The following is an 11,847-nucleotide window of genomic DNA, read 5'->3' as shown; positions in this document are numbered from 1 at the left end:
GCGTTATTCCCAGGATTTCCATGGAGCGGCGCCATTCTGCCACAGCTTTTCCAGCAGGTTCTTGTCGTGCAGGGTGTCCATCGGCTGCCAGAAACCGGCATGCTCAAAGGCCATCAGCTGACCGTCGTTGGCCAGGCCCATCAGCGGATCCTGCTCCCACACGGTGCTGTCGGCACTCAGGCGGTCAAGCACCTTGGGCGAAAGCACGAAGAAGCCGCCGTTGATCATGGCACCGTCGCCCTTGGGCTTTTCCTTGAAGTTCAGGACTTGGCCGTTGCTGATGTCCAGCGCACCGAAACGCCCTGGAGGGTAAGTGGCGGTCAGGGTCGCGTCCTTGCCATGGCGCTTGTGGAAGGCGATGGTGGCGCTGATGTCCATGTCGCCGACACCATCACCGTAGGTAAAGCAGAAGGCTTCTTCGTGCCGCACATAGTCGGCCACGCGGCGCAGACGGCCGCCGGTCATCGACGTTTCGCCGGTGTCGACCAGGGTCACGTTCCAGTCTTCGGCACGCTTGTCGTGCACTTGCATGCTGTTGTCACGCATGTTGAAGGTGACGTCCGAAGTGTGCAGGAAGTAATTGGCAAAGTATTCCTTGATCATGTAGCCCTTGTAGCCACAGCAGATGATGAAGTCATTGATGCCGTGGGAGGAGTACATCTTCATGATGTGCCAGAGGATCGGTTTACCGCCGATTTCGACCATAGGCTTGGGACGAGTACCGGTCTCTTCGCTCAACCGCGTGCCCAGGCCACCTGCCAAAATAACTGCTTTCATGTCTTCCCTTGTTAGTTTGAGCTTACAAAAGCATCGGAGAAAAAGTGTTTCGCCGGCAAGCCGGCGGCGGTCAGTGCAGTGCGGGCGGAATGGATCATATCCTCCGAGCCGCAGGCATAGATGACCGCATCGGAAAGCTCGATGCCATCATCGAGCAGCGCCTTTTGTACGTAGCCGGTGCGCCCTGGCCAGTCGGCAGGGGCGCGCGACAGTACCGGGATGAATTCGGCGTTGAGCCCTTGGAGCTGAGGTGTCCAATAGATATCTCCGGGATGGCGCCCACCCCAGTAGACATAGATTTTCTTGCCAGCGGCCAGTTCCGGGTTGCCCAGCAATTGCTCAAGCATGGCTTTGACGGGTGCAATACCGGTGCCGGTGGCAAGGAAGACGATAGAGGCTGCGTCTTTCTCGCGCAGGCAAAACGTGCCCAGTGGGCCCTCCAGGCGCAACAGGTCATTGTGCTTAGCGCTGCGGAACCAGTACTGCGACATTATGCCTTGCTCGACTTCGCGAATCTGCAGCTCCAGCTTGCCGTCTTCGCGCTGGGCGTTGGCGATGGAGTAGCTGCGGCGCAGTCCGCCTTCGCCGATCACGTCCAGGTACTGGCCGGGCAAGTAGTTAAGCTTGCCAGTGGGTGGCACGCGCAGCACCACCTCGACCACGTTGTCTGCCAAGCGGGTGAGACTGTCGATACGACAAGGAACGGTCTTGACCACGATGTCGCTGAGGGCGCCGAGGTCTTCAGCGTCGATTTCCAAGTCACCGACGGCGTGACGGCAGCAGGTCAGGATCATCCCGGCAGCCCGCTCTTCGGCGGTCAGCGAGGTCTCTCCACGGAATGCTTCAGTCTTGCCGCAGACGACGGTGGTTTTACAAACACCGCAACGGCCGGTGCGGCAGCTGTATTCCAGGGTGATACCCACGGCCTTGGCACTGTCGAGCAGTGAGGTGCCAAATTCGGAACTGAATGTCTTACCGTTTTGAAGTTTTACTAAAGCCATTTATCGCGCTGAACTGCTTGCCTATGCTGAATACGGTAAGTCGCCAGGCCGCAGGCGACGCGCTGTCAGTTGCGGACATGGTGACTGACGCGCGGGGTTCCTGAACTCCTGGATATGTAGTTTGCAACCTGCGAGGTGATAATGGCACCAGGTCGCAGCAGGGAGTTCATTCTATAAACATAAATTATATGCTGCGGGGCATCACCTTTTCTGCATGCTTTCGCCATCTGGCGCATCCTTGCCCCCGCAGGCGACCCGCAGAACGCATCGGCGGTGTTGTATAAATGCCAGTTTAAGGTGGAGAAACCTCCAGGTAGACAAATGCCAACATCGCCTCTGGGCACGCTCAAATGGCTCAGGGCGAACTCCGCCCAGGAAACTGGGGCGGCCTGACCGCTTGTAGAAAACCTCGATGCAGTCATCTATCGGCCCGTGCTATGTCCCGGGTCTTTTTAGATCCGCTCGCAGATACGCTCTTTCTTCAGACTGCTGAAGAGCGATTCCGTGACGTCATTGGCCTAGCGATTGCCCCTGCAACTCCTGCCTCCAGTCCCTCTTGGAAATGCTGCGCAGATTGACCAGGAGAGCCTGTCTTCAACCACTTATACAAGCTGTGTGTCGATATGCCCAGACGGGCTGCGGCCTCGGCCACCCAATAGCCGCGCTCGATTGCTTGCCTGACTGACTGACTGACTGACTCCTCCTTGAGTTTTGGCGTCACGCTCAGTCCGCTCATGATGACCTCCCATGCTTAAAAGCCAGGCTGTCTTCGTCCACCTGACCAGGATCGCTCCAAGGTGGTAGTCATTGCGTCACCGAAACTGAGGCCAAACTTAAAGGAAGGCATGGCTTGGCTGAAAAAGCGCCTGGCGGACGCCCGGCCGTCAACGGCGCCCGCACCATTGCGTTGTGCAGACATGCGGTGGGTGGTGCAGCGACTGGTATGCACAGGGCCCCTTGGAACCACCGCCGCCCTTCAGGAGAGCACCATGTTCCATGCCGTTGACCGCCTCGACCCCGTTCATTCATCCGTGTTGCCGCCGCGTTTGCTGGCCGCTGGCTTCCGGACGGGGCTGGTGGCGCTGGCCGCAGCACTGGCCTTGGCGGGATGCAACGATGATGGCGATGCCCACAAGGCGGCCAGTGCCTCTGCCGAGAACTCTGCTGCCAACCCAGCGCCGGCCGCGCAGCCCGCCGAGGTGCAAGCTGCCTACACGCCGCCATCGGCAGACATCCTCTACCAGATGGTGGCCCCCATCGCGCTGTACCCGGACAAGCTGGTTGCGCAAATCCTGGCAGGCTCCACCTATCCCGATCAGGTCAGCGCGGCGGAAGCCTGGCTGGCACAGAACCCGGGCCTCAAAGCGGGTGCGCTGAGCAATGCAGCCCATACCCAGCCTTGGGATCCATCGATCAAATCGCTCACGCTTTTTCCTAACGTACTGGGGCAAATGGCATCGAACCTGCCCTGGACGACCGCGCTCGGCAAGGCCTATTACAACGATCCGGCCGATGTGATGAACGCCATCCAGGTGATGCGTGGCCGCGCCTACAAGGCAGGCTCACTCAAGGACTCCAGCCATCTGAAGGTCAAGCTGGTGACCGACGCCGCGCCCCCCAAAAGCTATACCCCCAGCGATGCAGCGCCTGAAGTGCTGGTGAGTGCGCCGGTCATCGAGCCACCACAGCAATTCATCGAAATCGCCCCTGCTGAGCCCTCTACCGTCTACGTCCCGCAGTACAACCCCAGCGTGGTCTACGGCACATCGATGCCGGTCTACAGTGGCTACAGCTATGCCGTGGCTCCGCCTCCCCCACCACCCGTCGTAGTGGGAGGTTTCGCGACGCCAGCGGTCAGCGGGCTCATGGGCTTTGGCGTCGGCGTTGCCGTGACCGAGGTCATCAGCCGCCCATGGGGCTGGAATGCATGGCACGTCCATTGGGGCGAGCCTGGTCAGCCTGGCAACTGGGTCCGAGGTAACCGGCCACCCCCACCGTTGGCGCGGCCAGCCGTTGTTTACAACAACCAAACCTACATCTCTAACTCCCGCACCGTTGTGGAAAATATCCACAACACCACCCATGTGCATGTCGTCAACAATGCGCCAGCGGCCGAGTCAGCCCGACCCGCGATGACCACGGGCGTGTTCCCCGGCAGCCACGGACCTGCCTTGGCTGCCGGCGCAGCGACGGCAGCGGCAGCAGCAGGCGCCTACGCATTCCGCCAGCGCCAGGCGGGTGACATGCCCAAGACGCCGAGCAGCGCGGGCATGCAGCCTATGGTGCGCCCCAGCGCCGTGGCATCCATGCAGCCGCTTCCAGACCCCCATGTCCAAATGGCTCCGGCAGCAGCCCATCAACGGCCAGGCGGGTTGACCATCGCCCAACCGCCCGAACACGGCCAGCCCATGGAAGCACAGCACGCACAGCAAGCGCAAGCGCAAACACGCCAGCAACAGATGGCACAGCAGCGCGCGCAGCAAGACCAGATGCACCAACAACAGATGGCGCAGCAGCATGCGCAACAGGAGCAAGCACGCCAGCAGCAGATGGCGCAACAGCGCGCACAGCAAGACCCGATGCACCAACAGCAGATGGCACAGCAGCATGCCCAGCAGGAGCAAGCACGCCAGCAGCAGATGGCGCAACAGCGCGCACAGCAAGACCAGGCGCACCAGCAGCAGATCGCACAGCAGCACGCGCAACAAGAGCAAGCACGCCAGCAGCAGATGGCGCAGCGCGCCCAGCAAGACCAGGCGCACCAGCAGCAGATCGCACAGCAGCGCGCGCAACAAGAGCAAACACGCCAGCAACAGATGGCCCAACAACGCGCCCAGCAAGACCAGGTGCACCAACAGCAGATGGCGCAGCAGCATGCCCAGCAGGAGCAAGCACGCCAACAACAGATGGCCCAGCAGCGCGCACAGCAAGAACAGATGCACCAACAGCAAATGGCGCAACAGCATGCCCAAGCAGCGCAAATGCGCCAGCGGCAGATGCAGCAGCAGCCAGACGCCCACCGGCAACCGCGTGAAGGCCAACATGGCGAACGCCGCGACCGCCAGTGAGTCCGCGTAGCCTCGTCTGGCGCAGCAGTGAAGGGGACTTGAGCGGGCGGTACCGCAGGGCTTGATTACCCTACTGGGCGCCATCTGCTGCGCGCACCCGAACGGGAAGCCGACGAGACAGGCGCCCATCGAATCACGGTGTGATCCCAGAGGGGCATGACGATGCAAACGAGGGCGAGGCGCGCCTTCGTTGCCCGACTCGGGCCTTCTGCTTACAACTCAGGTGAAGGAAGTTGTCCGCACTCCAGGACGGCTACGATCAAAGCAGCGGACGCGTGAACCTGTCGCCGGGCCTTGGTGCCGCAGGACCATGGGTTGCCATCGCTGCAGCAGCGCGGTCAGTGCGGTAACAGTGCTGGCGCGGCCCCGGATGGACCGGTGCGAGACAGGGCGGGCAAAGGCCGCAGCGCTTGTCTCAGCCGTGACCGCCTTGGCGGGGTGCGGTTCTTATGCTTGCATCCGTCGCATGACAATCCCGTGACGCTTTCAGGGATTCCCTCCCACCCAATGACTACTATGAAAAAAACCTTGCTGGCCATTGCCGCTGCTGCGGCCCTTTCCTTGACCGTATCGGGCTGCTCCGACAGCAGCGCCTCTTCGCTGCGTTACAACGCCGTGCTCGACCAGGCTTCGCAGGCCGAGAAAGCGGCAGTGCTGCAGACGCTGCAGGAGCTGGTCAACATCGAGACAGGCACCAATGACGCCATCGGCATTCCGCAGATGGGCAACTACCTGGAAGCCCGCCTGCAGGCGCTGGGCGCCACCGTGGTGCGCCACAAGGCCGAGGCCGGTGTCGTGGGCGACAACATTGTCGGCACCTTCCAGGGCAGCGGCACCAAGAGCCTGCTGCTGATGGCGCACATGGATACCGTCTACACCCGAGGCATTCTGGCCTCGGCGCCATTCAAGGTAGAGGGCGACAAGGCCTATGGCGCAGGCATTGCCGATGCCAAAGGCGGCATCGCGGTGATTCTGCACAGCCTGGGCTTGCTCAAGGCACAGAACTTCAGCAAGTTCAAGACCATCACGGTGATGTTCAACACCGATGAGGAAAAGGGCTCCTTCGGCTCGCGCGATCTGATCCAGCAGCTGGCCGCGTCCCATGACTATGTGCTGTCCTACGAGCCCTCGGGCCTGGAAGAAGGCTTTGGCACCGCCACCTCGGGCATTGCCTATGTGCAGGCCGTGGTGCACGGCAAGGCATCGCATGCGGGCGTGGCGCCAGAGGCGGGCATCAATGCGCTGACCGAGGCCTCGGCGCTGGTGCTGCGCACGCAGGACATCCAGGACAAAGCCAAGGAACGCGGCTTCAACTGGACCACGATGACCGCCGGCGGCACCGCCACCAACATCATCCCGGACAAGGCGGTGGTCAACGCCGATGTGCGCTATGGCAAGAATGAAGATCTGGATCTGATGAAGGGCATGCTGGACAAGGCCGCATCGGTGCCCCATGTACACGGCGCCACCATCGACATCAACCTGACCCGTGGCCGCCCCGCTTTCAACGCCACCGATGAGGGCGTCAAGCTGATCCAGAAGGCCATCACCATCTATGCCGATGTGGGCGGCAAATCGCAGATGTACACCACGCGCGGTGGTGGTGGATCCGATGCGGCCTACGCCGCGCTGTCGGGCAAGCCGGTCATCGAAGGCCTGGGCCTGCCCGGCGCCAACTACCACTCCAACCTGGCCGAGTATGTGCTGACCGAGCCCATCGCCCGGCGCCTGTACCTGTCGGCGCAGCTGATCTCCGATCTGGGCCAGGGCATGTAAGCGGCCCAGCCCCCTCCCCCCTTCCGGGCGCCAGCACACACTGGCGCCTTTTTTATCCATGGGCTTGCCGCGTGCAGGCACCGGCCCGCTGCGCCAGCGCAACTAGCGGCAAAAGACGACGATGTGCGAGCCTGCCAGCGTACGCGGCCACAGCGCGCCGGGCGGCCGCTGCGGACTATCATTGCCCAGTCAGCGGGCACATCCGGCATGTGTGCAGGCGCCGCCCGCCCCCCCCCGTTTGCGAGGAGTGATGCCATGTTCTCTATGAGTGTTCCGTGGTGGGAGTTTGTCGTTCGCGGCTTTGTCGTCTACGCGTTCTTGCTGGTGTTTCTGCGGCTGACGGGCCGGCGCCAGATCGGACAATACGACCCCTTCGATCTGATCTTGCTGCTGATCCTGTCGAACGCGGTACAGAACTCGATGAACGCGGGCGACAACTCGCTGATCGGCGGACTGATATCGGCCACGACCTTGATTGCTTGCCACTCCATCATGGCGCAGCTGAGCTACCGCAGCCGGCGGGTGTCGCGCTGGGTCGATGGCATTCCCAAGCGGCTGATCTCCAACGGACAGGTCAACCAGAAAGTGATGGATGCGGAACTCATCACCGGCGACGACCTGAAGGCCGCGCTGCGCGGAGCAGGCTGCCTGCACACCTATGAGGTGGAACAGGCCACGATAGAGACCAACGGCCAGATCACCATCGTGCTGCGCAACCGCGACAGCTCTTCGGGCGCATCGGACGCGGTCTAGCTATGAAGGGAGGCCTTGAGCTGCTCGCGCAGCTTGAACTTCTGGATCTTGCCTGACGGCGTAGCCGGCATTTCTGGCAGCACCACCAGACGCTCGGGCAGGTAATGGGGCGCCAGCTTCTGCGCCCGCAAGAAGCCGGTCAGATCGGCCAGCACCGGCTCGGCGGCGCCGGGCTTGAGCACGATCACCGCGCAGGCCCGCTCGCCCAGGCGCTCGTCCGCATAGGCCACCACCGCTGCCTGCGCCACCGCCGGGTGCTTGTAGAGCAGGGATTCCACCTCCACCACCGGAATGTTCTCACCGCCGCGGATGATCACATCCTTGCTGCGGCCGGTGATGCGGATGTAGCCCTGCGCATCCATGCGCGCCTGGTCCCCAGTGTCGAACCAACCGTCCTGCGTGGTGGCATTGAGGTGGGGGCGTTTCAGATAGCCGCCAAAGTTGGAAGGGGCACGCACCCACAACTGACCGGTCTCGCCGCGTGGGCACTCCTGACCCAGGTCATCCACCACCTTGACCTCGGCACCGGGCAACGGAAGGCCATCGGTCTCGACTGCGCGCTGCGCGCCATCTCCAGGCAAGGTCGTGGTCACAGCGCCGTTCTCCGACATGCCCCATGCCGAGATGATCTGCGCGCCCAACGCCGTCTGCGCCTGCTCCACCAAGGGCCCGGGAATGGGCGCGCCAGCGCACAGAAAGGTGCGCAGGCTGGGCACGGCCCCGCTGGTCGCCACCTCACGCGACAAATCCGCCAGAAATGGCGTCGATGCCATTGTGAAGGTACAGCGCCACTGCCGGATCAGCTGCGCGGCCGTGGCGGCGTTCCACACATCCAGCAACACCGCCGCCGCGCCCAGCATCACCGGCATCATCAGTCCGTACATGAAGCCGGTCTGGTGCGCCATCGGCGAGGCCATCAGCACCACCTCGTCGCGGCCCAGGGCCAGGCGCTCGGCGTACGCATGGATGTTGGCCATCAAGGTGTTGGAAGAGTGCATCACCCCCTTGGGCTCGCCCGTGGTGCCGCTGGTGTAGATGAGCTGGGTGATGGCATCGGGCGGGATCCGGTGGCACCCCAGGATCTGCGCGGCGTCGGCATCTCGCTCCCATGCGGGCTCGGCAAGCAGCGCCTCAAAGCTGTCTGCACCGGCACCCCCGATGGCGACCACATGCTGAAGCTGGGGCAATTGGGGCTGAATGCCCTTGAGCATCGCCTCGTAGTCCACACTGCGAAAGTCCTTGAGTACCACGATGAGCTTGGCCTCCCCATGGCCGAGCATGAACAGCAGCTCACGCTCGCGAAAGATCGGCATCAAGGGATTGAGCACTGCGCCAATGCGTGCGCATGCCAGGTACAGCACCGTGAACTGCCAGACATTGGGCAACTGGCAGGCCACCACATCGGCAGAACGCACACCGAGCCGCCACAAACCGATGGCCACGCGGTCGGCCATGCGCGCCAGCTGCGTGTAGTTGAAGGACTGCGCAGCACCTTCGCCGGTGCGCTGCGCCACCAGCGCCAAGCGGTCGGGCCACTGCTGCGCCGCCTGGTCCAGCGCTTCGTTGATGGTGGTGTCGCGCCACCAGCCCTGGCTGCGCATCTGCGCGCGGCGCGGCGCCAGCAATACGGCATCAAATTCCATTCTTGTCTCCTGTGGGTTGGGGCTCCGCGCTTGTGGCTGCGCTCGGGAGCACATCAAGATGGCTATGCGGGCACCGCCTGCCTGCCCGCCCGGTCGCGGGCAATGATGGTTTTCATGATCTGGGCCGTACCGTCACCGATCTGAAAGCCCAGCACATCGCGCAGGCGCTGCTCCATCACACCCCGGTCGTAGCCGCCATGGCCAAACATCAAGAGGCACTGGTGGATGCAGTCATAAGCCAGCTTGGGCGCCCACCATTTGCACATGGCCGCCTCGGCACTGTGGGGCTTGCCCTGGTCCTTGAGCCACAGCGCCTGCAGGCACAAAAGGCGTGCGGCGCTGACCTGCGTATCAAAATCCGCCAACGGGTGCGACACGCCCTGGAAGGCCGACAAGGGTTTGCCAAAGGCCTGGCGCTGGGTAACGTACTGCCAGGCATCATCGAGCGCTGCACGTGCCACGGCCAGCACCTGCAAGCCAATCAGCGCGCGCGAATAGTCAAAGCCCTGCATCACCTGCACAAAGCCCTGGTTCTCGTCACCGAGGCGATGCGACAGCGGCACACGCACGTTGTCGAAAAACAGCGAGCCCCGGCCAATGGCACGCTGGCCATGGCAGTCGAAACGGCTGCGTGTGATGCCGGGCAAGTCCATAGGTACCAGCACGGCCGTTACACCATGCGCGCCCGATTCCACCGTACCGGTACGGCCAAACACCACGGCGATATCGCACTGGTCTGCGGCGGAGATGGAGGTTTTCTCACCGTTGAGCACGTAGCCTTCTGCATCGCGCTCAATGCGCAGGCGCAGGCTGGCGGCGTCGGAGCCGCCGCGGGGCTCGGTCAGCGCAATGGCGCACAGTGCCTCGCCCGCTACCATTTTCTGCAACCAGGGCCGCGCCACATCGGGTTGGCCATGGGCCGCCAGAATCTGCGCATTGAGCGATGCCAGCAGCGGTACATAGGACATGCTCAGGTCGGCACGCGCCAGCTCCTCATGCACCACGCCGGCAGCCAGGCAACCCAGGCCCTGCCCGCCAAGGGGCTCGGGCAGCTCGGGGGCAATCAGGCCCATCGCGCCCATCTCGCGCATCAGGCTGCGGTCCAGCACACGGGTCCGGTCGCGCTCCAGAAAGCCCGGCGCCACGCGCGCGTCAGCAAACCGGCGCACTGATGCGGCCAGGGTCATCAAGTCATCGTTCAGGTACGGATTCATGGACACCTCTTGCAGCAGGCTGCGTTACTTGGCGTGTTTGCGAAAATCGGGCTTGCGCTTTTCCTTGAGCGCAGCCACGCCTTCGCGCGACTCGTCGGTGTCGTAATACAGCTTGAGCGCATACATCCCCATGCCGGCAATGCCCGCCTGGTGCGCCGTGTCCATGTTGAAGCTGCGCTTGGCAATGGCAATCGCGGTGGGGCTGCGCTCGCAGATGGTCTCGGCCCATTCCTGCACCGTGGCATCGAGCTGCTCTGGTGCCACGCAGAGATTGGCCAGGCCCATCGCAACGGCCTCTTCGCCGGAATAGCGCTTGTTCAGGTACCAGATCTCGCGCGCCTTTTTCTCGCCCACCACGCGCGCCAGGAACGCCGTGCCATAGCCGGGGTCGACCGAGCCCATCTTGGGCCCTACCTGGCCAAAGATGGCCTTGTCGGAGCAGATCGTCAGATCGCAGATGGTGCACAGCACATTGCCGCCGCCAATCGCATAGCCCTGCACGCGGGCGATCACCGGCTTGGGCACATTGCGGATGGCGTCGTGCAGCTCTTCCATCGGCAGGCCGATGGTGCCACGGCCATCGTAGTTGCCGTCGTGCGCCGATTGGTCGCCACCGGTGCAAAATGCCTTGTCGCCCGCGCCGGCCAGCACGATGCAGCCCACACTCCGGTCGTAGCCGGCCTTGTTCAGTGCGCGGATCAGCTCGTCACAGGTGGTGCCGCGAAAGGCATTCATCTTCTCGGGCCGGTTGATGGTGATCCAGGCCACGTGGTTGCGCACTTCGTAGAGGATGTCTTCGAATTCCATGTCAGTCTCCTTGTGATTGGGGGGCCTTCAACCGGCCATCGTGAGGCCGCCCGATACGCTGATGACCTGACCGGTCACATACGCCGCATCGCTGGAGGCAAAGAACAGGATGGCGCCGGGCAAGTCCTCGGGCTGGCCGATGCGGCCCAGCGGGATCGCGCGGGTAAAGGCGTCGAGCAGCTTGTCGGGGTTGCCCGCGCCCTCCTTGTAGCTGGCAAACAAGGCGGTATCCGTCGGGCCGGGGCAGACCACGTTCACGGTGATGTTGTGGCGGGCATGCTCGCGCGCCAGGGTTTTGGACAGCGCCACCAGCCCGCCCTTGCAGGCGGCATAGACGGCCTCGCCCGAAGAGCCCACGCGCGCCGCATCAGACGCGATGTTGACGACCCGGCCCGCCTTGCGCTCTGCCATGCGCGGCAGCACCGCGTGGTGCATGTGCAAGGCGCCCACCAGGTTGATGGCAATGAGCTGCTGCCATTCCCGTTCATGGGTCTTGGTAAAAGGTTTGAACACATCCCAGCCCGCGTTGTTGACCAGTACATCGATGGCCGCCCACTGCTCGGCCTGCTGCACGGCCGCATCCACACTGGCGCGATCCGTGATGTCGCAGGCCACCGCCTGCGCCAGGCCGCCGGCAGCTGCAATCGCATCGGCCACCGCCTGCGCGGCGCCCAGCTGCTTGTCGAGCACGGTCACCCGGGCGCCTTCACCAGCAAAGCGTTTGCAGGTCGCACCCCCAATGCCGCCACCGCCACCCGTTACTACAACATGTTGCCCATCAAAACGTGCCATGATTCCACCTTTCTTG

10 protein-coding genes and 1 pseudogene are annotated in these 11,847 nt (G+C 63.2%); 3 read left to right on the top strand and 8 right to left on the bottom strand.

The window, feature by feature from the left end; genetic code table 11:
- Positions 1-3 precede the first annotated feature (3 nt).
- The 4 genes and pseudogenes from rfbF to MJ205_RS23640 all read right to left on the bottom strand — a co-directional run bounded on the left by rfbF (position 4) and on the right by MJ205_RS23640 (position 2,514).
- Complete coding sequence (gene rfbF, locus MJ205_RS02175; protein ID WP_239810983.1) at positions 4-777, bottom strand: glucose-1-phosphate cytidylyltransferase; 774 nt, start codon at positions 775-777, stop codon at positions 4-6.
- Positions 778-788: 11 nt separating this feature from the next.
- A complete protein-coding gene (locus MJ205_RS02170; RefSeq protein WP_239810982.1) occupies positions 789-1,778 on the bottom strand; it encodes an FAD-binding oxidoreductase in 990 nt (329 codons plus the stop codon).
- 339 nt (positions 1,779-2,117) lie between these two features.
- Positions 2,118-2,293, bottom strand: a pseudogene (locus MJ205_RS23745) (IS3 family transposase); the annotation flags it as partial.
- Complete coding sequence (locus MJ205_RS23640) at positions 2,260-2,514, bottom strand: transposase (protein ID WP_256460956.1); 255 nt, start codon at positions 2,512-2,514, stop codon at positions 2,260-2,262. The gene MJ205_RS23640 and the pseudogene MJ205_RS23745, both read right to left, overlap by 34 nt.
- 253 nt (positions 2,515-2,767) lie before the next feature.
- Between MJ205_RS23640 and MJ205_RS02160 the strand changes: the two genes are divergently transcribed.
- The 3 genes from MJ205_RS02160 to MJ205_RS02150 all read left to right on the top strand — a co-directional run bounded on the left by MJ205_RS02160 (position 2,768) and on the right by MJ205_RS02150 (position 7,375).
- Entirely contained in the window at positions 2,768-4,846 is a 2,079-nt protein-coding gene (locus MJ205_RS02160; RefSeq protein WP_239810981.1) for a DUF3300 domain-containing protein, read from the top strand.
- A 516-nt stretch (positions 4,847-5,362) separates the two neighbouring features.
- Positions 5,363-6,622 (top strand): glutamate carboxypeptidase, encoded by a 1,260-nt coding sequence (locus MJ205_RS02155; protein ID WP_239810980.1) that lies wholly within the window; start codon positions 5,363-5,365, stop codon positions 6,620-6,622.
- Between the two features lie 255 nt (positions 6,623-6,877).
- Positions 6,878-7,375: a DUF421 domain-containing protein gene (locus tag MJ205_RS02150; protein WP_230772382.1), complete on the top strand. Its 498-nt coding sequence runs from the start codon at positions 6,878-6,880 to the stop codon at positions 7,373-7,375.
- On the opposite strand, the gene aliA is transcribed toward MJ205_RS02150, so the two are convergent.
- The 4 genes from aliA to MJ205_RS02130 all read right to left on the bottom strand — a co-directional run bounded on the left by aliA (position 7,372) and on the right by MJ205_RS02130 (position 11,831).
- The gene (gene aliA / locus MJ205_RS02145) at positions 7,372-9,018 is read right to left on the bottom strand and encodes a cyclohexanecarboxylate-CoA ligase (protein ID WP_239810979.1); all 1,647 of its coding nucleotides are present in this window, start codon (positions 9,016-9,018) and stop codon (positions 7,372-7,374) included. The genes MJ205_RS02150 and aliA overlap by 4 nt on opposite strands.
- 62 nt (positions 9,019-9,080) lie before the next feature.
- Entirely contained in the window at positions 9,081-10,232 is a 1,152-nt protein-coding gene (aliB, locus tag MJ205_RS02140; RefSeq protein ID WP_239810978.1) for a cyclohexanecarboxyl-CoA dehydrogenase, read from the bottom strand.
- A 24-nt stretch (positions 10,233-10,256) separates the two neighbouring features.
- Positions 10,257-11,039: a 2-ketocyclohexanecarboxyl-CoA hydrolase gene (gene badI, locus MJ205_RS02135; protein WP_239810977.1), complete on the bottom strand. Its 783-nt coding sequence runs from the start codon at positions 11,037-11,039 to the stop codon at positions 10,257-10,259.
- 27 nt (positions 11,040-11,066) lie between these two features.
- Positions 11,067-11,831, bottom strand: coding sequence for a glucose 1-dehydrogenase (locus MJ205_RS02130; RefSeq protein ID WP_239810976.1), 765 nt, complete (start codon positions 11,829-11,831; stop codon positions 11,067-11,069).
- Positions 11,832-11,847: the final 16 nt, after the last annotated feature.

The sequence above is a fragment of the Comamonas sp. B21-038 genome (assembly GCF_022387135.1).
Taxonomy (GTDB): Bacteria; Pseudomonadota; Gammaproteobacteria; order Burkholderiales; family Burkholderiaceae_C; genus Comamonas; species Comamonas sediminis.
Note: the sequence above shows the minus strand (reverse complement) of the source record. Positions and strands in the feature narration are given on the sequence as shown.

Bases quoted from the DNA above. Each gene is read 5' to 3' on its own strand.
- rfbF (WP_239810983.1), bottom strand. From the start codon at position 777: ATGAAAGCAGTTATTTTGGCAGGTGGCCTGGGCACGCGGTTGAGCGAA.
- MJ205_RS02170 (WP_239810982.1), bottom strand. From the start codon at position 1,778: ATGGCTTTAGTAAAACTTCAAAACGGTAAGACATTCAGTTCCGAATTT.
- MJ205_RS23640 (WP_256460956.1), bottom strand. From the start codon at position 2,514: ATGAGCGGACTGAGCGTGACGCCAAAACTCAAGGAGGAGTCAGTCAGT.
- MJ205_RS02160 (WP_239810981.1), top strand. From the start codon at position 2,768: ATGTTCCATGCCGTTGACCGCCTCGACCCCGTTCATTCATCCGTGTTG.
- MJ205_RS02155 (WP_239810980.1), top strand. From the start codon at position 5,363: ATGAAAAAAACCTTGCTGGCCATTGCCGCTGCTGCGGCCCTTTCCTTG.
- MJ205_RS02150 (WP_230772382.1), top strand. From the start codon at position 6,878: ATGTTCTCTATGAGTGTTCCGTGGTGGGAGTTTGTCGTTCGCGGCTTT.
- aliA (WP_239810979.1), bottom strand. From the start codon at position 9,018: ATGGAATTTGATGCCGTATTGCTGGCGCCGCGCCGCGCGCAGATGCGC.
- aliB (WP_239810978.1), bottom strand. From the start codon at position 10,232: ATGAATCCGTACCTGAACGATGACTTGATGACCCTGGCCGCATCAGTG.
- badI (WP_239810977.1), bottom strand. From the start codon at position 11,039: ATGGAATTCGAAGACATCCTCTACGAAGTGCGCAACCACGTGGCCTGG.
- MJ205_RS02130 (WP_239810976.1), bottom strand. From the start codon at position 11,831: ATGGCACGTTTTGATGGGCAACATGTTGTAGTAACGGGTGGCGGTGGC.